Raw genomic sequence first — 23,296 nt, 5'->3', positions numbered from 1 at the left:
CCGCGCAAAGGTTCAGCCTATGATTATGATAGGGTTAAATCTACGTTCCGCTAACATGGAAGACATTATGCATCTGACTTTTCTCGGCACCGGCGCGGGTGCGCCGAGCCTGCAACGTAACGTCACGGCGATTGCACTGACGCTGTCGAAACGGGGCGACACCTGGCTGTTCGACTGCGGCGAAGCCACTCAGCACCAGTTTATGCGCTCTGCACTCAAGCCGAGCAAGCTGGAAAAAATCTTTATTACCCATCTGCACGGTGACCACATTTTTGGCCTGCCGGGTTTGCTCACCAGCCGCTCAATGGCCGGGCTGCTGGAACCGATGACGATATATGGTCCGAAAGGCATCAAACAGTTTATCGAGACGGCACTCAGCCTCAGTGGTTCTTACACTGGCTTTCCACTGGAGATTGTCGAAATTGAAGCGGGCGAAGTCCTGGATGATGGCGAGTTCCGCGTGACAGCCTATCCAATGAATCATGTGGTGGAGTGTTATGGCTATCGCATTGAGCAGCATGACAAACCGGGCTTTCTTGATGCACCTCGCCTGAAAGCAGAGGGCGTGCCGCGTGGTCCCTGGTATCAGGATTTGAAAGAGGGCAAACGCATCCAGTTGGAGGATGGGCGTGAGATTAATGGCGCGGAGTATCTCGGTCCCGCGACCAAGGGCAAAGTGGTGGCGATATTCGGTGATACTGGCCCCACCGAGGTGGCGCTGCAACTGGCAGCCCAGGCTGATGTGATGGTGCACGAAACCACCCTTGAGGCATCGCTGGCGGAGAAAGCCAATGGGCGCGGCCACTCCACCACTCATCAGGCTGCAGAAGTGGCAAAGCAGGCGGGGGCGAAACGCATGATTGCCACGCACTTTAGCTCGCGCTATGTATCGAGTGACCGGGAGAGATTGCTGGCGGAGTGCCAGTCGGTGTTTGCTGCGACCGAGCTGGCACGTGATTTTGCAGTGTTCGAAATTTAGTGCTGCAACGCCGGATAGGTGAAGAACAGCAGGTGCGTCATGTTGAACAGGAAGTGGACGCCGGTGGCGACCCATACGCGCCCGCTCCAGTGCCACGCCAGGCCGTAAATCAATCCGGCCAGAGTCGCGAAGACCACTAACATCATCCCGCCAGGGAAATGTGCCAGTCCAAACAGCACTGACGCAATCAACAGCGCCGCCACGCTGCCAATTTTCTGGCGCAGGCGCTGTTGCACATAGCCGCGGAAGAACGCTTCTTCTGCCAGCGAGACAAAGAACAGGTTTGCCAGCATAAAACTGCCGAGCCAGTCCGGCCAGTGTGGCTCAATCGCCAGTCCACCCAGTAGCACGGCGACGTACAGCAGCAGCGGGATCGCCGCCAGTAACAGCAGCCACAGAATCTTGTGCGGCGCAGGAAACTTCTGCGTGCGAAACAGCGTGGGCAATGCGGCCAGCAGCACAAAAGGAATCAGCGCTTTATCGAAGTTGTAGTAGAAGCTAAAAGGCTGGCTATGGGGGCCAACCTGCATTTCCTCGATCTGGCGCAGGTTGTTAAAGCCCGGCAGCAGATGCAGGAACAGGCCGCCGGCAATCAGCACCAGCAACGTCTCGCTGATGAGCAGCACGGCACGGTTGGTGGGATTCTCCACGCGTACCCACGCCAGCAAAGCGATGGCACCTAAAATGGCGAGAGCAGGCCAGTCCAGCACATCCTGGAACAAGCCCATTATCGTCGCCAATAACAGCAGTAGTACGGCAAGGCGTTTGGCAGGCGACAGCACAGTGAGTGCGCCAGCCAGAATGATCCACATAAAGAGTGTCCTTAGAAGGGCAACGGCAAAGAGCGGCCCAGGAGCCGCACCCAACAAGCCGGTTATTCTGGAACGATCTGCGTCACGCTGTAGTGGCCGGTGCCAGCTGGAACCAGCTTCTGATGCAGCCACGGCAGCAGCTCTTCCATCTGCGCTTTCAGCTTCCACGGCGGGTTAATGACGATCATGCCCGATGCAGTCATGCCGCGCTGATCGCTGTCCGGACGCACCGCCAGTTCAATCTGCAGAATGTTGCGGATGTTGCTGGCTTCCAGGTCTTTAATCATGTGTTTGATTTGCTGGCGCAGCACCACCGGATACCACAGCGCGTACACACCGGTGGCAAAGCGTTTGTAACCTTCCTGAATGCCTTTCACCACGTCCTGATAATCGCTTTTCATTTCGTACGGCGGATCGATCAGAATCAGACCACGACGGCTCTGCGGAGGCAGTTTGGCTTTCAACTGTTGATAGCCATCACCACGTGCAACGCGTGCGCGCGCATCTTTATTGAACTCATTACGCAGCAGCGGATAGTCGCTTGAGTGCAGCTCGGTCAGCTCCAGCTTGTCTTCTTCGCGTAGCAGGTAGCGCGCGATCAGCGGTGAGCCTGGATAGTAGCGCAGCGTGCCATGCGGGTTGAGGTTGCGCACCGCAGAGAGATACGGTTTCAGCAGTTCAGGCGCGTCCGGCTGCTGCCAGATGCGGCCGATGCCTTCCAGATATTCACCGGTACGCTCGGCGTGCTCACCGCTCAGCTGGTAACGTCCGGCACCCGCATGCGTATCCAGATAGAGAAACGGTTTTTCCTTCTCCATCAGGGCGGTGAGGATCAGGCTTTCAACGGTATGTTTGAGCACGTCGGCATGGTTGCCGGCATGAAAACTGTGGCGATAACTCAGCATAAAAAAGAGGGGTCCGCGGTTGGATCAAGGGAGATAAAAACATCGTGTGTGGCGCGATTATAGCCGCGCTGCGTAAAAATTGCTGACGTTTTGGCGCTCGCGCTTTTTTCTTCGTCGGTCCATCCTTAGTAGCATTGATTTTCCTGCTTTCTGACCGCATGTTAGAAACATTGCGTCGCGCGAAACCTCGCGCCCGAACTCTATGAAGAAAGGACTGCGCTTATGACCAATCCGTTACTCACCCCTTACACGCTACCGCCGTTTTCCGCGATTAAACCTGAGCACGTGGTTCCCGCTGTGACTGAAGCGTTGAACAACTGCCGCGCTGAAGTTGAACGCGTTGTGGCACAGGGTGCACCTTACACTTGGGACAATTTAGTGCAGCCACTGGCCGAAGTGGATGACCGTCTGAGCCGTATTTTCTCGCCGGTGAGCCATCTCAACTCGGTGAAGAACAGCCCGGAACTGCGTGAAGCCTATGAGCAGACGTTGCCGCTGCTGTCCGAATACAGCACTTGGGTAGGCCAACATGAAGGCTTGTATCAGGCTTACCGCAATCTGAAGCAGGGCGACAGCTATGCGGCGCTGGATATCGCCCAGAAGAAAGCGGTGGATAACGCACTGCGTGATTTCGAACTCTCCGGTATCGGCCTCGATAAAGAGAAGCAGAAACGCTATGGCGAAATCGCGGCGCGTCTGTCTGAACTGGGTTCGACTTACAGCAACAACGTGCTCGATGCCACCATGGGTTGGAGCAAGCTGATCACCGACGAAGCGGATCTGGCGGGTATGCCGGAAAGCGCGCTGGCGGCGGCAAAAGCGCAGGCGGAAGCCAAAGAGCAAGAAGGCTGGTTGCTGACGCTGGATATTCCAAGCTACCTGCCGGTGATGACCTACTGCGACAACGCGGCGCTGCGTGAAGAGATGTACCGCGCCTATTCAACGCGTGCTTCTGAGCAGGGTCCAAACGCCGGTAAATGGGATAATGGCCCGATCATGGCTGAAGAGCTGGCATTGCGTCACGAACTGGCACAGCTGCTGGGCTTTGACTCCTTCGCGCACAAATCACTGGCGACCAAAATGGCGGAAAATCCGGCTCAGGTTATCGACTTCCTGACCGGTCTTGCCAAACGTGCACGCCCGCAAGGTGAAAAAGAGCTGGCGCAGCTGCGCGCCTTCGCCAAAAAAGAGTTTGGCGTTGATGAGATGAATCCCTGGGATCTCACCTACTACGGCGAGAAGCAGAAACAGCATCTGTACACCATCAGCGATGAGCAACTGCGTCCGTACTTCCCGGAAGAGCGTGCGGTGAGTGGCCTGTTTGAAGTGGTGAAACGCATTTATGGCATTACTGCCAAAGAGCGTAAAGACGTCGATGTTTACCACCCAGACGTGCGCTTCTTCGACCTGTTCGATGAAAGCGGCGAGCTGCGCGGCAGTTTCTACCTTGACCTGTATGCGCGTGAGCACAAGCGTGGCGGGGCGTGGATGGATGACTGCGTCGGTCAGATGCGTAAAGCCGATGGCAGCCTGCAGAAGCCGGTCGCGTACCTCACCTGTAACTTCAACCGTCCAGTGCAGGGCAAACCCGCGCTGTTCACCCATGATGAAGTCACCACGCTGTTCCATGAGTTTGGTCATGGCCTGCACCATATGTTGACGCGCATCGAAGCACCGGGCGTGTCGGGCATCAGCGGTGTGCCATGGGATGCGGTCGAACTGCCAAGCCAGTTTATGGAAAACTGGTGCTGGGAGCCGGACGCGCTGGCGTTTATCTCTGGTCACTATGAAACCGGCGAACCGCTGCCGAAAGATCTGTTGGATAAGATGCTGGCGGCGAAGAACTATCAGGCGGCGCTGTTTATCCTGCGTCAACTGGAGTTCGGCCTGTTCGATTTCCGCATGCACACCGAATTCAATCCGGAAAAAGGCGCGCAGATCCTCGAAACCCTGCGTGAAGTGAAAAAGCAGGTTGCCGTGGTGCCAAGCCCGGAATGGGGCCGCTTCCCGCATGCGTTCAGCCACGTCTTCGCCGGCGGTTATGCAGCGGGCTACTACAGCTATCTGTGGGCTGACGTGCTGGCAGCAGATGCATACTCCCGCTTTGAAGAAGAGGGTATCTTCAACCGTGAAACCGGCCAGTCGTTCCTCGATAACATCCTGACGCGCGGTGGTTCTGAAGAGCCCATGGAGCTGTTCAAACGCTTCCGTGGCCGTGAACCGCAGCTAGATGCGATGCTGGAACACTACGGAATTCAGGGATAAGCCTGCTTGTGAATATCGGTTTAATCGATGAATCAGGCGCCGGAGACGGCGCCTTATTACATCTGGCGCAGCGCTGGGGTCTGGAGCATGACGATCAGGCGCTGATGGCGCTGGTACTGACGCCGGATCGCCTTGAGCTGCGTAAGCTGGATGAGCCTAAACTAGGCGGTATCTTCGTGGATTTTGTCACGGGTGCGATGGCGCATCGCCGTAAGTTTGGCGGCGGTCGCGGTGAAGCCGTTGCGAAAGCGGTGGGCATCAAAGGCGGTTATCTGCCGGATGTCGTGGATGCGACGGCAGGTCTAGGTCGTGATGCGTTTGTACTAGCCGCACTGGGCTGTCGCGTGCGCATGCTGGAGCGTCATCCTGTGGTCGCAGCATTACTGGATGATGGCTTACGTCGTGGCTATGAAGATGCGGAGATCGGTGGCTGGCTGCGCGAGCGCCTGACGCTGCTGCATGTGGTGAGCCAACAGGCGTTAAGTGATATCACGCCTGCACCGGATGTGGTGTACCTCGACCCGATGTATCCCCATCGTCAAAAGAGCGCGATGGTGAAGAAGGAGATGCGAGTGTTTCAGTCGCTGGTCGGGGCTGATGAGGATGCCGATGCGTTGCTGGAACCCGCTCGCCGTCTGGCGAAGAAACGCATCGTGGTGAAGCGCCCGGATTATGCGCCGCCGTTAGCGGGAGTGGCAACCCAATCGGCGGTGGTCACCAAAAGCCATCGCTTTGATATTTATCCGCCGTTGGTTTAAAAAACAGGGCCATTACTGGTAATGCTTGTCAGTTAAGCATTAGGTGATAACGCAGTCTGGTGCCGCTCTGGGGCTGGCGGTCCTCGCGCCGCTGACGCGGTACCTTCACTTCACTCGTCAGCCTGACGGACCGGCGCAGACGGGACTTTCCCTGTCCCGGCTGCACCTTTCGCCAGCATCCATGCTGGCTCTCCTGGCTTCCTTATTCCGTTCAGCGCTGCGAAATGCCAGCCCCAGAGCGGCACCAGCCTGCTTGCTAGCATCTGTTTACGCTGTTGGAAAGGGCGCTGTGGCCCGCACCAAAACGCGCATAAGAAAAGGCCGCCATTTTTAGAAAATGGCGGCCTCATTAGAACAGGACCTTAACTGCCAGGCATTAGGCCATTACTGACCCTGTTTTTATTCGTCTTCTTCGTCACGCAGCGGCACAATCAGCATATCGATATGCACGGTATTGATCAGCTGGCGCGCGGATGACATCAACTTGCTCCAGAAATCCTGATGGTGGCCACAGACCACTAAATCCACTTCATATTTCTTAATCGCATCCACCAGCACCTGGCCGAGGTCGCCGCTGCCGCTCAGGGTTTCACTGATCGGATAACCGGCATTGGTTGAAAGCTCTTTCAGCGCAGTATGCGTTTCTTCAGAAATACGCTTCTGCATATCACCGAGGTTAACGTCAATCAGCCCGGTGTAGAGGTCTGAATAGTTCACATCAACGTGGATTAACGAGATTTTTGCATCGTAAGGGCGGGCCAGTGAAACGGCTTTATCAACCAGCAACTGGCTTTCCGGGGAGAGGTCTACGGCAATCAGGATATGTTTATAGGCCATGATAAAACTCCTTCTCAAGATTCTGGGGGCAACCCGTTGTTTGCCTTCACGGCAGGCGTTGTCCTTTGCGCACAATGGCGATGAAGCGCCGCCAGCCATAATTTATGCCATCAGGCGTATGTTGTTATGCTTTGAGTATAGCCAGAGTTGTTAACAAATGCTGCAATCTGCGGCTCGCTTGTGAGGAAGATCAAGCGCTATCGCGATATTCACTCGCGGTGAACGAAAACATCGCTGGAAAAAAATTGAACAGATCTCCTACACTGAAAATGAGTGCCACTGCCGTCTGGGTGACGCGCTCGGGTTCGCATAACAACAATGCAATTCGATTCATCTGTGGCTGGTTAATTTCCCGTGGGGCGTCTACAGCATTTCCCCGCTGCATTCGACGTCATTGCGGCTCCAGCTGGGAGGGGAACATGATCAGCACTATCGCGCTTTTTTGGGCTCTGTGTGTGGTTTGTCTGGTGAATATGGCGCGCTATTTCTCTTCTTTGCGCTCGCTATTGGCTGTGCTGCGCGGATGTGATCCGCTGCTGTATCAATATGTGGATGGGGCGGGATTCTTCACGTCTCATGGTCAGCCGAGCAAGCAGGTGCGGCTGGTACGTTATATTTGGGACAAGCGCTATCGCGATCATCACGACGACGAATTCATTCGCCGCTGCGAACGCGTGCGCAGGCAGTTTGTTTTGACCAGCGGACTCTGTTTTATGGTGGTGGTAAGCCTGGTTGGCTTGGCGATCTGGCATTAATCAGCAGCAATAAAAAAGGGCGACCTGTGTTGAACAGTCGCCCTCTTGTTTACCGATGACGGCTTAGATAATTTTCAGCGCGATCCAGTAGAGCGACCCAGACAGCACAATACACACCGGCAGGGTGAACACCCAAGCCATGGCAATGTTTTTGATGGTACGGCTCTGCAATCCACCGCCATCGACCAGCATGGTACCGGCAACCGATGACGACAGGATATGTGTAGTCGAAACCGGCATCCCGGTGTAACTGGCGATACCAATCGACACGGCCGCAGTGACCTGCGCTGACATGCCTTGCGCATAGGTCATGCCTTTCTTACCGATCTTCTCACCAATGGTGGTCGCAACGCGACGCCAGCCAATCATGGTACCGATGCCCAGTGCTAGTGCCACGGCCATGATGATCCAGATGGGAGCGTACTCAACGGTGCCAAGCAGATCGCCTTTCAGCTTGTTGAGGAAGCGCTTATCGTCCGGAGAGGTCTCTGGCAGTTTCGCGGCTTTATCGGCGGTGTCCGAGACGCACATCAGCAGGCGACGCATCTGGCTGCGTTGATCAACCGTCAGTTGGTCATAGCTATTCAGATTAGTTAGCAGCACCTGAGCACGGTCAATGGCTTGCAGCGCACGGCTGCTGTCGCAATGGAACTCGTGAGGACCGCCCACCGCTTCTTCCGGTGCAGGCACAACAGGTGGTGCCATCTGGATGATATGCGTGAGCGAATCGCTGTGTTGCTGGTAATACTGTTCCAGATGATTCACGGCATCGCGCGTCCGGGTGATGTCATAACCGGAGGCATTCATGTTGACCACGAAACCAGCAGGGGCGACACCGATCAGCACGAGCATAATCAGGCCAATACCCTTCTGACCATCGTTAGCGCCGTGGGAGTAGCTCACGCCAATCGCAGAAACAATCAGCGCGGTACGCGTCCAGAACGGCGGCTTCTTCTTGCCATCGATCTTTTCACGGTCAGCGGGCGTCATATGGATACGCGCGCGCTTAGGCGTGTTGCTCCAGTAACGGCGCAGGATAAAGATCAGCGCACCGGCAATCACCAGACCCACGATTGGCGACAGAATCAGAGAAAGGAAAATATTGACCACTTTCGGCAGGTTGAGCGCATCAACCACCGAGGTGCCAGTCATCAGCGCATTGGTGAGACCAATGCCGATAATGGCGCCAATCAGGGTGTGAGAGCTGGATGCCGGCAAACCCAAATACCAGGTGCCAAGGTTCCATATGATTGCCGCCAGCAGCATGGAGAACACCATGGCAAGGCCGTGCGCAGAACCCACATTCAGCAGTAAATCGGTTGGCAGCATATGCACGATGGCATAAGCCACGCTTAAACCGCCCAGCAAAACGCCTAAGAAGTTGAAAACACCCGCCATCACAACCGCCAATTGCGCCCGCATCGCACGGGTATAAATGACTGTAGCGACTGCGTTAGCAGTGTCATGGAAACCGTTGATTGCCTCATAGAACAATACAAACAGCAGAGCTATAACCAAAAACAGGCCGGTACTGAGGTCAAGACCAGCGAACAGATGTAGCATAAACGTTACGCCATTTTTTGGAGGACATGAACGCGGCGCATTATCTGCGACAACCCGCATGATGTGAAAGGAAAATATAGTCCTTTTTTGTCTTAAATTTGTCATTTGAGCGGCTTCAGAAGACAAAAAGACTGAAAAATAAGCAAGTTACAATATGACATATTTACTGCTTTTTTTTGACGCTGGCGCGAATTGCTGCAAATCTCTACAATCAGCGCCTTTCAATCAGGTGGGTTAAGAGCTGTGGACAAGTTTGACGTTATCATTATAGGTGCGGGCGCAGCCGGCATGTTCTGCGCAGCGCAGGCGGGGCAGTTGGGTCGCCGTGTGCTGCTGTTGGATAACGGCAAAAAAGCCGGACGCAAGATTCTGATGTCAGGCGGCGGCCGCTGCAATTTCACCAATATGTACACCGAACCGGCGGCTTACCTCTCGCACAACCCACACTTCAGCAAATCGGCACTGGCGCGATATACCCAGTGGGATTTCATCGATCTGGTGAATCGTCACAAGATTGCCTATCACGAGAAAACGCTTGGCCAACTGTTCTGCGATGACTCGGCGCAGCAGATTGTCGATCTGCTCTTGAAAGAGTGTGAAGCCGGACAGGTGACGGTGCGGCTGCGCAGTGAAGTGCTCAGCGTGACGCGTGATGAAAATGGCTATACGCTGCAACTCAATGGCTCAGAGGTGCAGGCAGAGAAGCTGGTGATCGCCAGCGGTGGATTGTCGATGCCAGGTCTTGGAGCAACGCCGTTTGGCTATAAAGTGGCCGAGCAGTTTGGTTTGAAAGTCTTCCCGACGCGCGCCGCGCTGGTGCCTTTCACGTTACACAAGCCACTCCTTGAGCAACTGAACACGCTGTCAGGTGTGGCACTGCCGACGACGATTACCGCGCAAGACGGCACATTATTTAAAGAGGCAATGCTTTTTACCCATCGCGGCTTGTCTGGCCCAGCAGTTTTGCAAATCTCCAGCTACTGGCAGCCGGGTGAATTCGTCACGATTAACCTGTCTCCTGAAACCTCGCTGGATGATTTCATCAACGTGCAGCGCGACGCGCATCCCAACCTGAGTTTGAAGAACAGTCTGGCGAAAATTTTGCCGAAGCGCCTGGTCGAAGTGCTCCAGGAGTTGAAGCAGATCCCGGATGTCACCCTGAAGCAGCTCAACAGCAAGCAGCAGGCCGAGTTGGTCACCACATTGCATCAGTGGCGCGTGCAGCCGAATGGCACCGAAGGTTATCGTACCGCCGAAGTGACGATGGGCGGTGTTGATACCACGCAACTTTCCTCCAAAACCATGGAAGCCCGTGACGTACCGGGTCTCTATTTCATTGGTGAAGTGGTGGATGTCACCGGTTGGCTGGGGGGATACAATTTCCAGTGGGCGTGGAGTTCAGCCTGGGCGTGCGCGCAGGCGCTGTAAATCCATGGGCCGCCTTCAGGGGGGCCGAAAATCGCGATATCTCTTTCTTAGTTGGCCAATTTCAACATGTTAAAAATCAAGTTCCTTCTGCCCCTTCTCATTGTGATAAGCGCCATCGTCTGGTGGCTGATGCCGCACTATAGCGACGAAGACAAAGGTTATTACATCGCCATGTTCTGCACCTTGACGCACGACGGGCGCGACAATTCGCCGCAGGCTATGCAACAAATTATTGAAGGCAGTAACTCAGATTACGCATTGCAGAAAATTCATTTCCAGTCGGGTCTTGCCGCTCATCTGCAAACAGTGTGGCAGGATTTGTCGCCAGAGCAGCAGCAAAAGGCACGACAGGAGAGCCTCTCCTGTCGCCAGGCCATGTCAGAGAAATTGCTCCCGGGCAAAGCGGTACAGTGATCAGTGCACCGGCAGCGCTAATACCGCGTCGGTGGTTTTGATCTCAGCGAAGACATCGGCCACGGCTGCCAATGCGTTTTGTTGCAGTATCTTGTGGTCGACGACCTTATTGTCCCAGGTTGCCAAGTCACGCGTTGCGGTGGCATCTTCAGGTATGATCACGGAGTAACCGAGCGGCACGGCATCACGTGCGGTTGATGAGACACACATGTGTGTCATCAGGCCGGTCACGATCAGCTGCTTAATGCCCAGCGCATCCAACTGCTGTTGCAGGTCGGTGCCAACGAACGAGCTGGGGGTGGCTTTGCTGATCACCCGGTCATTTTTGCCCGGTTGCAAATCCTTGTGGAACTCAGCAAAGCGACTGCCTTTGGCAAACAGCGGACCGTCTGCGGCACCAAGATGCTGCGCGAAGAACACCGGCATGCCGTTTTTGTGGGCGAACTCAAGGATACGCTTGCTGTTTTGCAGCGCTTTCAAGCCATCCGGGATCGGCATTTTCCCGCCGGGGAAATACTCGTTTTGGATATCGATAACGATCACGGCGGTCTGTTTGGCGCTAAGCTGCGTGGTGGCGGTTGCACCGCTCATTGTGCGAATGGTTGGCGCGTTATCAATTTTACGATCGTCAGCAACGGCAGCACCTGAAATCGCCATTGCCAATGCTAAGGTTCCTGAAGCAAAAATGTTTCTCATGGCTAATAATCCTTGGTGATTAAGAAGTCAGGGTGACTTCCGATGCCAAGCAGTATGGCGATTCCACCCAGAGTGAAGGAGTACCCTGCATGACAAATAACGTTCACTTTGCGCCAAAGATTGCGCGCGCGGATGCGCCAATTAAGGTCGGAATCGTCGTGTTTGACGACATCATTCCGTTTCACCTTTCTGTGCCTTGTGCGGTGTTTGAGAAGGCGGAACGCGAAGATGGCAGCGCGTTCTACCAATTGCTGATCTGCGCGACACATGACGGGCCGCTGAAAACTAACAGCGGTTTTTCGATTGTTGCCGAGCATGGCCTGGCCAAACTCGCCGAAGCGGATATGGTGGTGGTGCCCAGTTGGAGCGATCCGACAATTGCACCACCAGAGGCTCTGGTGCGAGCATTGCAGCAAGCTGCACAGCGCGGTGCGCAGATTGTAGGCTTATGTCTCGGTGCGTTTGTGCTGGGGGCCGCTGGTTTGCTGCAACAGCAGCGAGCGACCACGCATTGGCGCTGGATGAGTGATTTCGAGCGACGTTACCCTGATGTGGCGATTGACCGTGACGTGCTCTATATCGATGAAGGGCAGATTGTGACTTCAGCGGGTACGGCGGCAAGTATCGATTGCTGCCTGCATCTGGTGCGTGAGCAGTGTGGCGTGGACGTAGCGAACAGCGTGGCACGTATGCTGGTGGTTCCGCCGCATCGGCAGGGTGGACAGGCGCAATATATTGAACAGCCGGTGTATCACTCAGCAGGCAATGACCGTTTTATGTCGGCATTGAGTTGGGCAACAGAAAATCTGCAAAAGGCGCTGACGTTGGAGCAACTGGCGGAAAAAGCGTTGATGAGTCGCCGTAGCTTCACGCGCCGTTTTAATCAGACCACGGGCAGTTGTTTCAGTGATTGGTTGGTGAATCAGCGTTTGGCACTGGCGCAGCGCTTTTTAGAGAAAACCGATCAACCCATAGAATTAATTGCCGAAAAGGCCGGGTTCTCTTCACCCTTGATGTTACGAAGACATTTTAAAAAACATCTGAATACCTCACCATTACAATACCGAAAAACATTTCGTGGTCGCATCTGATATCTGTGTGTTAAATAAAACAATATTGCTCAGGCGTTGAGTTTAAAAATTAGCGTGTGGGTAGTGATATTTTTCTGCATGGGAATGATTCCTGTTACAAACGGGTGGCGTATCACCCGTTTGTAATGTGTTTATATGCACGTTGCATGGATTGAATTAATTATCTTAGTAATAAATGTGCGAAAAATAATCCCCTACTTTATTAACGCATTTCACATTCAATACGCGCGGGGAATTTTCCGCGGTGTGTCACAGGCGCACGAACTTCTTTTTCATGTTCGGTGCGATTAAATCCCTGCTTTCGGCAAATTGAGCAAGGGTCGTCACTCAGCTGGAATACCTGCTGTGTTTCTGCGCTCAGCTGACGCTTACGGCAAAAGAGCGGCGTGCATCCCATGACCTGCTTGAAGGAGCGAGTGAACGATTGCTGGCTTTCAAAATGGTATTTTACGGCCAGGCTGATAATCGGCGCGTTGCTGTATTTCAACTCGCTGACACAGCTCACCAGTTTCTTTTTACGTATATAACGAGCCAGCGTCTCATTGTGATAGCGGGCGAATAATTTCTGTAAATACCATTTTGAATAACCCGATTTTATGGCGATATCATCAATGCTTAAACGCTGATCCAGGTTTTCCAAAATCCATTTTGTCACCGAATCAATAACCCCTTCGTTGTATTTTTGCTGCATCATTGTGGTCCTCCATTAACTGGATACAGTGTAAAATAATTAATCTTTCCAATCATCCGATTAACGTAAAGTTTTATAAGGAAACAACGTTTTTATTATTTGTCATCAAGAACGGTCTTGCTTATCGTGAAAAATAACCCTTTTATGTTGTACTGATGTTGAATATTCCGACTAATACCGCACTTTATTTTTAACTCAAATTCCCCATCCCTTTGCCTGGCTTAACAGTGTGAAATCGAACGGCGACTGGCACAGCGCATCAATACGCCACAGCGACTACCATGCCAAACTGATGGTTTTTCTCAGGCTCAGGAGAGTTCGCATGGCGTTTCGTTTCCCTGTAAAACAGTCACTTGCTGTTATTTTGGCATCAATGGCGCTACTCCAGGCTGCCCCCGCGCTGGCGGCCAACGTCTACGGTGAGCAGTTGGAAGGTTTTCAGTATCCTCATCCCTTGCAGCACTTTAATTTTTCCTCTCAGCAACAGCCGCTAAGCATGGGCTACATGGATGTCAAACCTACCCAGCAGGCCAATGGTCAAACCGTGGTGTTATTGCATGGCAAGAATTTCTGTGGTGCGACATGGGATGACACGATTACCGCACTCAGCCAAAAGGGTTACCGCGTGATTGCGCCGGATCAGATTGGATTTTGCAGCTCGAGCAAACCGGCCAATTACCAATACAGCTTCCAGCAACTGGCCTTGAATACGCATCAGCTATTGCAGCAGTTGGGTATTGATAAGGCCGTGATTGTGGGTCACTCCACCGGCGGTATGCTGGCTACGCGTTATGCACTGATGTATCCACAACAGACGCAGAAACTGGTACTGGTGAATCCGATTGGGCTGGAGGATTGGAAAGCCAAAGGCGCACCGTGGCGCTCGGTGGATCAGTGGTATCAGCGTGAACTGAAGCTCAGTGCGGCTGGCATTAAAAAGTATGAGCAAACTACTTACTACAGCGGTCAGTGGAAGCCGGAGTATGACAAATGGGTGGATATGCTGGCGGGGCTGAACAGCGGACCGGGCCACAAGAAGGTGGCATGGAACTCGGCGCTGATTTACGACATGATTTTCACCCAACCGGTCTATTACGAGTTTAAAGATCTGAAGGTCCCGACGACCTTGATGATTGGCACGGCTGACACCACCGCGATTGGCAGTGATATCGCTCCGCCTGCCATCAAGGCGCAGCTCGGCCATTACAACGTCCTGGGCAAGCAGGTCGCTAAAATGATTCCGGGGGCACGACTGATTGAATTCCCAGGCTTAGGGCACGCGCCGCAGATGGAAGAACCGAAGAAATTTAACCAGATGTTGATGAGCGATCTGGCGCGTCCCCTCTCATCAGCAACTTCTCGCTAATGGGTCGGGGAGCATCACACCAGTAGGGATATGCACGAGATTTAAGGGGGCGTGCTTAGCGCGCCCACAAAATTAGCGTGCCTGCTGTTTCTTGCCGTTCTTGGCTTCATACATGCGCGCATCACTGCCTTCCAGCAGCTGTTCCAGCGATTGCGGGTGATCGGGATCGAACTCCACAATGCCGGAAGAGAAGTGCAGCGCATAGCGACGATCAAGGTCGTTGGTTTGCTGTTGCAGGAAGCGGTCAAAGCGCGCCAGGACACCCTCGGCATCGCCCTGTTGCAGGCCGTTAAACAGCACCACGAACTCGTCACCGCCCAAACGGGCAAAGATATCGGCATGACGGAAGCTCACCTTCATCGCATCAGCAAAGTCCATCAGGGCGCGATCCCCCTCGCGATGCCCCAACGTATCGTTGATGACTTTAAACTTGTCGAGATCGAGGAAGGTCAAACTGGCAGGCAGTTGCTTCACCTGACACTCATTCAACGCGAGTTGGCCAAGCGTCATAAAGCCGCGACGATTGGTGATTTGTGTCAGTTCATCCGAGGTCGCGGTCTGGAATGCCACCAGCTCGGCTTCTGCCATGGCCGCCAAATCGCGCAGCGTATGCATATCATCAGCATTAAATTCACGTGCGTGATGATCGACGATACACAGCGTACCGACTTTAGCGCCAGCGGGTGTACGCAGCGGGCAACCGGCGTAGAAGCGCACGGGATGGTCGGCGGTATTCACGAGTGGATTATCGTGGAAGCGCTCATCTTCGAGGGCGTTCTCCACCACCATCACATCATCTTGCAAGATGGCATGGCCACAGAACGAGGTGTTGCGCGGGGCGGTCGCGCCACTTTGACCAGCGATAGATTTGAACCACTGATGGTCCTCTTCCAGCAGGCTGACGAGCGCCACCGGCACGCCAAATAGACGACGGGCAAGGCGGGTTAAACGGTCAAAACGCTCTTCTGCAGGGGTGTGCAGAATGTTGAGCGCACGTAACTGGGCCAGACGATGTGACTCGTCCGCAGGCAGTGCAGGTGCTTTCATCGCGTTACTCTTTCTTTTGAATTATTCGGGTACGACAACACTGGTGTTTTGGTGCCAGAAAGGCATAAAGCGCTTAGCAGCGATTGCGATGTTCACTGCTAAGCGTAACGAATATCAGAGCACTTTTTGCTCGGCGAGATCAAGGGCAAAATAGCTGAAAATCAGGTCTGCACCGGCACGTTTGATCGCGCCGAGGCTTTCCAGAACCACATTTCGTTCGTCGATAGCACCGGCCTGTGCGGCAAATTTAATCATCGCGTACTCACCACTCACCTGGTACGCAGCCAGCGGCAGAGTAGTGCGCTCGCGGATATCACGCAGGATATCGAGGTAAGCACCCGCCGGTTTCACCATCAGTGAATCGGCCCCTTCGGCTTCATCAATCAGTGACTCACGAATCGCTTCACGACGGTTCATCGGATTCATCTGATAAGTTTTACGGTCGCCTTTTAACGCCGTTCCTGCGGCTTCACGGAACGGGCCGTAAAACGAAGAGGCAAACTTAGTGGAGTAAGACATGATTGCCGTATCGGTAAATCCGGCCGCATCCAATGCCTGACGAATCGCTTTCACCTGACCATCCATTGCAGCTGATGGCGCGATAAAATCCGCACCCGCTTGCGCGGCGACAACAGCCTGTTTGCCGAGGTTAATCAGCGTCTGGTCATTATCCACGCCATGATCGCACAGCACACCACAGTGGCCGTGGCTGGTGTATTCGCAGAAGCAGGTGTCGGACATCACGATCATTTCCGGTACGGTGTCTTTGCAGATACGCGACATACGTGCCACCAGGCCGTTTTCATTCCAGGCATCGCTGCCGGTGGCATCGGTGTGATGGGAAATACCGAAAGTCATCACTGAACGAATACCGGCTTTAGCAATACGCTCGATTTCATACGCCAGACGTTTTTCTGGAATACGCATCACACCCGGCATGGCATTGATAGGAACGTAGTCATCCACACCTTCTTCAACGAAGATGGGGAGAGCCAAATCGCTCAGGCGGAGGTGGGATTCCTGGAACATTTCACGCATCGAGGCGCTTTTACGCAGTCTTCTTGGACGCTGGGTGAGATTGAATTCAGACATGCTCATACAACTTATGCTGGTGAAAAAAGTGGCGACAGTTTACTCCTTTTCGCCGTGCGGGATGAAGGATTGTGTGCGGAAATGAAAACTCCCGCCGGGTGGCGGGAGTGGGGAGCATTACTCGTTGATGTCCGGGTGCTGCTGCACCAGGTTTTTACGTTTCGCTTCTAGCTTGGCGATCTCTTCATCAATATCTTCGATTTTCTGCTCAATATTGTCGTGATGTTCCTGCAGGATTTCGCGCGCTTCTTCAATGTCTGAAGCGGCTGGTGTTGCCCCGCGCAGCGGCTTGTTAGCGGTCTCTTTCATGTAGATACCGGTAATCAAACCAATCACTGCCACCACCATCAGGTAGTAGGCTGGCATATACAGATTGTTAGTGGACTCAACCAGCCACGCAGCGAAGGTTGGCGTCAGACCCGCAATCAATACCGAGATATTAAAGGCGCTAGCTAAGGCACTGTAACGAATGTGCGTCGGGAACATAGCTGGCAGCGATGAAGCCATCACGCCGGTGAAGGCATTGAGGATCACGGCCAGCAACAGCAGGCCAGCAAAAATCAGGCCCAGCACGCCGCTGTTAATCAACATAAACGCCGGAATCGAGCAGGCAAACAGCGCGATACTACCGATGATGATAAACGGACGACGACCAAAGCGGTCACTCAGCATGCCCATCACCGGCTGCACAAACAGCATACCCATCATGATGGCGATAATAATCAGCACGCCGTGATCTTCCGAGTAGTGCAGGTTATGCGACAGGTAACTCGGCATGTAGGTCAGCAGCATGTAGTAGGTCACGTTGGTGGCGATCACCAGACCGATACAGGCCAGCAGGCTTTTCCAGTGCTTGGTCGCGATCTCTTTAAATGACACTTTAGGACCGTCACGTAGACCTTCACGATCGCCTTGCTCAAGCTTATCAACGTGCTGCTGGAAAGCGGGGGTCTCTTCCAGAGCATGACGCAGATAAAGGCCGATGATGCCTAACGGCAGTGCGAGGAAGAACGGCAGACGCCAGCCCCACTCAAGGAATTTCGCTTCACCAATGACGGTGGAAATCAGTACCACCACGCCCGCACCCAGCACGAAGCCGGCAATCGAGCCGAAGTCGAGCCAGCTGCCCATAAAGCCACGTTTACGGTCTGGCGAGTATTCCGCAACGAAGATGGATGCGCCGGTATATTCACCGCCCACCGAGAAGCCCTGCGCCATTTTCGCCAGCAGAAGCAGAATCGGTGCCCAGATGCCAATGGTGGCATAGGAGGGGATCAGGCCGATACAGAAGGTACTGATCGACATGATGACAATGGTGATGGAAAGGATTTTTTGACGCCCGTATTTGTCACCGAGCATGCCAAAGAACAGACCACCTAACGGACGAATCAGGAAGGGTACGGAGAAGGTACCCAACGCGGCAATCATCTGCACGCTTGGCGAAGCATCCGGGAAGAACACTTTACCCAACGCATAGGCGACAAAGCCATACACACCAAAATCAAACCATTCCATCGCGTTACCCAGAGAGGCGGCGGTAATGGCTTTACGTAAACGGGCGTCATCGATAATCGTGACGTCATCCAGCCCGATAGGTTTTACACGCTTCCTACGTATTTTCATGAGGTTACCCTGTATTTGAATTCAAAAGTCCTCAACGCTGCGGACTAGATCAAGCGGAAAGTCCGCGGCGTTGAGAAAATTAAAGCATAGCCGTGAAAAAGCGTTTTTCCCTGGCCTGCCAAAGTAATAATTAGGGGGGTAATTATTATGTACAGCGACAGAGTATACCGTTTTTGTGTGATATTTGTCATGTTTCAGCCAGTAACCGGTCATTTTTTGGCTGAAACTGTGGTTTTTCTCTGCTTAAAATGCAGCAAATAAAATCATGCTCATCACGCGGAAGGCCGCATAATTCGTGGGTTTGCGCACTTAAAGCGGAGGAGTGGACGCAGGCGGTGAAAAAATATTTTTGCTTTGTGACTTAGGGACAAATGCGTTGACTATCAGAGGTATCAACCAGGGGTTGGCGATCAAACCATCAAATCTGCTGACCTATCACGGCTTTATCACCACAGTTGATTGTTGCGCAAATAAATAAGAAAACCTTATCAATAAGCGAGACGGCAAGCTTTGCTTGCCAGCTTGTCATCATTCAGTAATACTCTGCCGCCTGGCTCAGGTGGAGTGTTCATGTCGAGAAAAAACGCCCAATTGTTTGAGAATCCCTGGCTGTCGCAGATCGACAGTGTAGAAAGGAATCTTATCAATTATGCGCCTGCTGTTCGGCGAACTGCTCCTGTTCCTGTGGTTCCGGTGGGGTGGATTGACTGTGGTGAACGCGCTGATGCGCAGTTGGCATTACTGGCTCAGCAGCCTGATGAACTGCTGAAGCGCCTGAAAACCTGGCGGCAAGCAGGGTTACTGACCAGCCAGGCAGCAGAGAGTTTTCGTCAGCTGCAAAGCCTGACGCAAACCAGCATTGCGCGTAATCAACCCATCACGCAGCTTGAAGAGTATCAACAGCTGGTTGGGCAATTAACGCCGACGCTGGAACGTATTAACCAACGACTCAATGCACAACGTCAGCCCGCCAATATGGCCGAAGACAGTCTTGAGGTGGCGCTGCGTATTGCCGAAAAACGCCGTCGCTCAGAGTAATGACCGCAATGGCGCGCCCGTCACCCATCCCTGAATGTCTTCCACCGCTTGCGTAAAGTAAGTGTGATAGTTGCTATCCGCTACATAGCCAAGATGCGGCGTCGCCAGCACGTTGGGCAGCAGACGCAGCGGATGGTCAGCCGCCAACGGCTCATGTTCAAACACATCCAAACCTGCCCCCGCAAGCTGACCTGATTGCAGTGCGGCAATCATGGCTTGCTGATCGACAATCGCGGCGCGTGAGGTGTTAATCAGCAGAGCACCCGGTTTCATCTGCGCGAGTGCCTGTGTATCGATCAGATGGCGCGAGCGCTCGCTGAGCACCAGATGTACGGAGACAAAGTCACTCTCAGCCATCAGTGCCGCGAGCGATGACATACGCTCTGCGCCACATTCGGCTGCACGAGCTTCCGTCAGATTCTGGCTCCATGCACACACGCGCATCCCAAACGCCTGTGCCACTTTTGCCATCTCGCCACCGATTTTTCCCAATCCGAGTAAACCGAGCGTTTTGCCGTGCAAACCGAGCCCCAACGTCTGCTGCCAAGGCCCGTTACTGCGTAGTGACTGATTCTCTACCCCGATATGGCGGGCGAGGCCAATCAGTAGCCCCCAGCTCAGTTCCATCGGGGCCGCGCTACTGCTGGCGGTGCCGCATACGGCAATGTAGCGCTCGGCGCAGGCGTGAAGATCAATCGACGCATTGCGCATTCCTGAGGTCACGACCAGCTTCAGATTTGGCAATCGCCCAATCAATTCAGCGGTTAATGGCGTGCGTTCCCGCATCACCACCAGAATATCAGCATGCGCGATGTGACGGACCAGTTCATCCTGATCGTCATAATGTTGGGTAAGTGCGGTGGTATGAACAGTGGGTTCAAGCGTTGCCCAGTCGGCTAGCGATAAGGCAACGTTCTGGTAATCATCAAGAATGACGCAATTCAGACTCATGGTGTTCCTCAACGAGAAGCGGCTGGCGCCCTTGCTCATTGAGCCAGGCACGGAGCCGGTCATTATCCATCGGACGGGCATAATAATAGCCCTGAATAAACACCACGCCACGTTGTTTCAGATAGGCAAATTGTAGCGAAGTCTCAACACCTTCACCGAGGACGGCCAGTTCCAGCTTATGGCACAAGTTGATAATGGCATCCAGCACCGGTGTCTCCACCTCTAGCCCTTCAATCGCATTTATGAATCCACGGTCGATTTTCAGATAATCCAGCGGGAAGGTCAGCAAGTAAGAGAGTGAACAGTGGCCTGTGCCGAAGTCATCAATCGCCACTTTCATGCCGTGTGATTGCAGGTAACGCAGTTTGCGCGCCACCAGTTCACCATCATCAATCAGACTGCGTTCGGTGAGTTCCAGCGTAACGACCATCTGCTTGTCTTTGATGCGACGGGCAAAGCGCTGAATATCCTGCACGAAATCGGCATGTTGCAAATGGTCTGCCGCCACATTCAACCCAATATGGAAACCAGGTTCAACCTGCCAGCTCTGAATATCCTCTGCCATCAGCTCCAGCAGATGCTGCGTTAACGGCACAATCATGCCTTCGGATTCCGCATGGCTGATGAAAATATCGGGACGAATCATTTCACCGTTGGGTAACTGCCAGCGTAGTAGGGCTTCAGCCCCACTGGCACGTTGCAGGGCGGTGCTGTAGACCGGCTGATAGTGCACGGAGAACTGGCGATTGCGCATGGCGCGGCGGATCTCGTCTGCCCAGGAAATGCGGCGGCGCAGCCAGTTCGCGGTGAGCACCATCAGCAAAATCGAGAAGATGGCTGCCATGGGCAGGAAGATAAACAGCGCCTGGCGCCAGGCTTTGAGCAATTCGGCAGCGGGCACGGTGACATTGACGGTAATCGGATAACGGCTCGATTCCGCCTGGTACGATTCGCTCTTCAGGTAAAGTTCAGGCTCTACGTCGGTCGGCCCGCTGCTAATCAACGCACCACCGCTAAATTGCAGGCTCATCTGGTAACCGCGTGACTCGCCAATCGCGTGCATAAAGTCCATCAAGTACTGGCCATCGATCACCGCCCAAAAACCGGTGCTGTCAGGGAGTTGTCGCACAAACACAACGGCAGGGCGATTGGGCACACCAGACGTGCCACGCACAGAAATACTCCACCAGGCTTTGCCGGTGACGGGAGGCGGTTGCATCATCATTTCGGCCAGCGGGCCGTGGTTCAAACCGTATGCAGAGGAGCACTCGATGTTGTCACCGCGCAGGGTGCCAATCGAGCGAAAGTAGGCATTGAGGGCGCCAGCGCGTTGCAACTGGTTTTCAATTTGTGAACAAGGTTGATAGTGGTACTGACGCAACTGGGTGATCATATCCCAGGCGTTATCACTCATCTTTTCTGCCTGCGTCAGCAGGGTGTTGGCGGTGGAAATTTGCTGCTGGCTCACCGTGTGGCGCGCTTCAATTGCCGTACAAAGGATGCCCAGTACCAGCGGTAATAACCCGGCACAGACAATTAACAGCCAGCCAAAATCGCGATTTCGTTTTTGCGGTGGCACCTGACTTTCCTCGGTCGGTTTAAGCAGCAGATGGTGGGCGGCCTGCGGCGTCAGCAGCATACCACTTCCAGGGGTCGTGCATGTTAGCGTTTTGATTTTCCACCGAACTGACACAGGTCAATTATCGACCCCGCTTTGCGTTTATTGACAATGATTTGCCGTTATTGGCATTTTCGGGCGGGAAAAGCGCTGTGCCACGATGTTAGGCAAGCATTTTGACCTGAAATGAGGCGTGAAAATGGGCAGGGAAATGCTGGAGGCTGCCTTGCTGCGGCAGCGCGCCATTGCAGGAAGAAGAGGCTACTTTTAACGCGGCCGCGATCCTGGTCGCCCAGTACCGAGCAAGGTGGCTAAGCGACTGCCGCCCGGCGTGGTTTCCATCAAAATCTTGGTCACGCTGGTGAGAGGAACGGACAGCAGCATGCCAATCGGCCCCAGCAGCCAGCCCCAGAATATTAGCGACAGAAACACCACCAGCGTGGATAGCCCCAGCCCGCGCCCCATCAGCTTTGGCTCCAGCATATTGCCCAATACCATATGAATGACGCTAAACAGCGCAACGACGAACAGCGCCTCGTAAGTGCCGTTTAACACCAGCGCCTGAATAAAGGGTGGGATACCCGCAATAATCGGTCCGATGTTAGGGACAAAGTTGAGGATAAAGGCGACCACACCCCAGAAAAGCGCAAATTTCACGCCAATTAACGCCAGTACCAGCCAGACTGCCAGACCGGTGATAAGACTGACCAAGGTTTTCAGTGCCAGGTAGTGGGTCACGCCTTTGAATGCCCTGTGTAACCCCGCAATCCGTATTTGTGGATTGACCATCGCATTGCGCATTTTGTAGGGCAAATGGCGCACTTCAAATAGCATAAACACCACGGTGAGGATCAGCAGCAGCACATTGGTCATGGCGCCGGAGAATTGCTTCAGCAAGGTGGTTGCCATATCCATCATCACATTGGGATCGAGCCGCGCTGCCAGCGCTTCGGTGGAAATATTGATATGAAAGCGGGCGGCAAAATGCTGAACAACGCTGAGTTTTTGTTCTAGCATGCTACGAATTTGCGGATAGGTATCACTGAAGTCACTGGCCGAACTCGCCATTACGCCAACCAGCAATAGGATGACAATGAATATCACGCTGATCACCGCGGTGATCGCCAAACCACGCGGCACGCCACGACGCATCAGCAGTGTGACCAGCGGATTCAGCACAATCGCCAAAAAGCTGGCAAGCAGGAAGGGCACTAAAATCTCTGACGCAGCGCGGATGCCCGCCAGAATAATCACCAGCATCGCCATTTTGACCAGCATATTCTGGCCAATTTTTTCCTGTGGCAGATTGTTCATTCCCTCTCCTGAGTTATTAATGGCTCAGAAGAGTGTAGTTGAATGGGAATAAG

The 23,296-nt window shown here is 53.7% G+C and carries 21 protein-coding genes; 9 read left to right on the top strand and 12 right to left on the bottom strand.

What is annotated here, in order from left to right:
* Positions 1–67: 67 nt before the first annotated feature.
* On the top strand, positions 68–979 hold the full coding sequence (rnz, locus tag F3J38_RS22110) for a ribonuclease Z (RefSeq protein WP_167142107.1): 912 nt from the start codon (positions 68–70) through the stop codon (positions 977–979).
* On the opposite strand, the gene F3J38_RS22105 is transcribed toward rnz, so the two are convergent.
* Positions 976–1,791: a CPBP family intramembrane glutamic endopeptidase gene (locus F3J38_RS22105; RefSeq protein WP_167142104.1), complete on the bottom strand. Its 816-nt coding sequence runs from the start codon at positions 1,789–1,791 to the stop codon at positions 976–978. The two genes, rnz and F3J38_RS22105, sit on opposite strands and share 4 nt — an antisense overlap.
* A 62-nt stretch (positions 1,792–1,853) precedes the next feature.
* On the bottom strand, positions 1,854–2,696 hold the full coding sequence (locus F3J38_RS22100; protein ID WP_167142101.1) for a 23S rRNA (adenine(2030)-N(6))-methyltransferase RlmJ: 843 nt from the start codon (positions 2,694–2,696) through the stop codon (positions 1,854–1,856).
* A 222-nt stretch (positions 2,697–2,918) separates the two neighbouring features.
* Between F3J38_RS22100 and prlC the strand changes: the two genes are divergently transcribed.
* Positions 2,919–4,961, top strand: coding sequence for an oligopeptidase A (prlC, locus tag F3J38_RS22095; RefSeq protein ID WP_167142099.1), 2,043 nt, complete (start codon positions 2,919–2,921; stop codon positions 4,959–4,961).
* Positions 4,962–4,969: 8 nt separating this feature from the next.
* A complete protein-coding gene (rsmJ, locus tag F3J38_RS22090; RefSeq protein WP_167142096.1) occupies positions 4,970–5,719 on the top strand; it encodes a 16S rRNA (guanine(1516)-N(2))-methyltransferase RsmJ in 750 nt (249 codons plus the stop codon).
* Positions 5,720–6,118: 399 nt separating this feature from the next.
* Here rsmJ and uspA read toward each other — a convergent pair whose 3' ends face one another.
* Entirely contained in the window at positions 6,119–6,556 is a 438-nt protein-coding gene (gene uspA / locus F3J38_RS22085) for a universal stress protein UspA (protein WP_045814098.1), read from the bottom strand.
* Positions 6,557–6,975: 419 nt separating this feature from the next.
* Between uspA and uspB the strand changes: the two genes are divergently transcribed.
* Positions 6,976–7,311: a universal stress protein UspB gene (gene uspB, locus F3J38_RS22080; RefSeq protein ID WP_167142093.1), complete on the top strand. Its 336-nt coding sequence runs from the start codon at positions 6,976–6,978 to the stop codon at positions 7,309–7,311.
* 63 nt (positions 7,312–7,374) lie between these two features.
* Here the strand turns inward: uspB and pitA are convergent, their stop codons facing one another.
* Positions 7,375–8,874 (bottom strand): inorganic phosphate transporter PitA, encoded by a 1,500-nt coding sequence (gene pitA / locus F3J38_RS22075; protein WP_167142090.1) that lies wholly within the window; start codon positions 8,872–8,874, stop codon positions 7,375–7,377.
* A 210-nt stretch (positions 8,875–9,084) separates the two neighbouring features.
* Here pitA and F3J38_RS22070 point away from each other — a divergent pair, with 210 nt between their 5' ends.
* Together F3J38_RS22070 and F3J38_RS22065 are read left to right on the top strand one after the other, a co-directional pair.
* Complete coding sequence (locus F3J38_RS22070; protein ID WP_369411034.1) at positions 9,085–10,302, top strand: BaiN/RdsA family NAD(P)/FAD-dependent oxidoreductase; 1,218 nt, start codon at positions 9,085–9,087, stop codon at positions 10,300–10,302.
* Between the two features lie 129 nt (positions 10,303–10,431).
* Complete coding sequence (locus F3J38_RS22065) at positions 10,432–10,716, top strand: hypothetical protein (RefSeq protein WP_240156061.1); 285 nt, start codon at positions 10,432–10,434, stop codon at positions 10,714–10,716.
* Here F3J38_RS22065 and F3J38_RS22060 read toward each other — a convergent pair whose 3' ends face one another.
* The gene (locus tag F3J38_RS22060; RefSeq protein WP_167142082.1) at positions 10,717–11,412 is read right to left on the bottom strand and encodes a cysteine hydrolase family protein; all 696 of its coding nucleotides are present in this window, start codon (positions 11,410–11,412) and stop codon (positions 10,717–10,719) included.
* An 89-nt stretch (positions 11,413–11,501) separates the two neighbouring features.
* Between F3J38_RS22060 and F3J38_RS22055 the strand changes: the two genes are divergently transcribed.
* Positions 11,502–12,503: a GlxA family transcriptional regulator gene (locus F3J38_RS22055; protein ID WP_167142079.1), complete on the top strand. Its 1,002-nt coding sequence runs from the start codon at positions 11,502–11,504 to the stop codon at positions 12,501–12,503.
* Between the two features lie 202 nt (positions 12,504–12,705).
* On the opposite strand, the gene F3J38_RS22050 is transcribed toward F3J38_RS22055, so the two are convergent.
* Positions 12,706–13,197, bottom strand: a complete 492-nt coding sequence (locus tag F3J38_RS22050; protein ID WP_167142076.1) for an AraC family transcriptional regulator — start codon at positions 13,195–13,197, stop codon at positions 12,706–12,708.
* A gap of 319 nt (positions 13,198–13,516) precedes the next feature.
* On the opposite strand from F3J38_RS22050, the gene F3J38_RS22045 reads away from it, so the two are divergent.
* Positions 13,517–14,560: an alpha/beta fold hydrolase gene (locus F3J38_RS22045; protein ID WP_167142074.1), complete on the top strand. Its 1,044-nt coding sequence runs from the start codon at positions 13,517–13,519 to the stop codon at positions 14,558–14,560.
* Positions 14,561–14,632: 72 nt separating this feature from the next.
* Here the strand turns inward: F3J38_RS22045 and F3J38_RS22040 are convergent, their stop codons facing one another.
* The 3 genes from F3J38_RS22040 to proP form a co-directional block, all read right to left on the bottom strand.
* A complete protein-coding gene (locus F3J38_RS22040; protein WP_167142071.1) occupies positions 14,633–15,607 on the bottom strand; it encodes a GGDEF domain-containing protein in 975 nt (324 codons plus the stop codon).
* A 114-nt stretch (positions 15,608–15,721) separates the two neighbouring features.
* On the bottom strand, positions 15,722–16,699 hold the full coding sequence (hemB, locus tag F3J38_RS22035) for a porphobilinogen synthase (protein ID WP_039328399.1): 978 nt from the start codon (positions 16,697–16,699) through the stop codon (positions 15,722–15,724).
* A 117-nt stretch (positions 16,700–16,816) separates the two neighbouring features.
* Complete coding sequence (gene proP / locus F3J38_RS22030) at positions 16,817–18,322, bottom strand: glycine betaine/L-proline transporter ProP (RefSeq protein WP_167142068.1); 1,506 nt, start codon at positions 18,320–18,322, stop codon at positions 16,817–16,819.
* A 570-nt stretch (positions 18,323–18,892) separates the two neighbouring features.
* Here proP and F3J38_RS22025 point away from each other — a divergent pair.
* A complete protein-coding gene (locus tag F3J38_RS22025) occupies positions 18,893–19,360 on the top strand; it encodes a hypothetical protein (protein WP_167142065.1) in 468 nt (155 codons plus the stop codon).
* Here F3J38_RS22025 and F3J38_RS22020 read toward each other — a convergent pair.
* From F3J38_RS22020 to F3J38_RS22010, 3 genes are all read right to left on the bottom strand, one after another.
* On the bottom strand, positions 19,352–20,311 hold the full coding sequence (locus F3J38_RS22020) for a D-2-hydroxyacid dehydrogenase family protein (RefSeq protein WP_167142062.1): 960 nt from the start codon (positions 20,309–20,311) through the stop codon (positions 19,352–19,354). The genes F3J38_RS22025 and F3J38_RS22020 overlap by 9 nt on opposite strands.
* Positions 20,286–21,890 carry an EAL domain-containing protein gene (locus F3J38_RS22015; RefSeq protein WP_167142296.1) on the bottom strand — a complete coding sequence of 535 codons (1,605 nt, stop codon included), beginning with the start codon at positions 21,888–21,890 and terminating at the stop codon, positions 20,286–20,288. The genes F3J38_RS22020 and F3J38_RS22015 overlap by 26 nt, the downstream gene beginning before the upstream one ends.
* A gap of 306 nt (positions 21,891–22,196) precedes the next feature.
* Complete coding sequence (locus F3J38_RS22010) at positions 22,197–23,243, bottom strand: AI-2E family transporter (RefSeq protein WP_167142059.1); 1,047 nt, start codon at positions 23,241–23,243, stop codon at positions 22,197–22,199.
* Between the last annotated feature and the right edge of the window lie 53 nt (positions 23,244–23,296).

This window comes from Candidatus Pantoea formicae (genome assembly GCF_011752625.1).
Taxonomy (GTDB): Bacteria; Pseudomonadota; Gammaproteobacteria; order Enterobacterales; family Enterobacteriaceae; genus Pantoea; species Pantoea formicae.
This window is presented reverse-complemented; position numbering and strand designations above follow the sequence as displayed.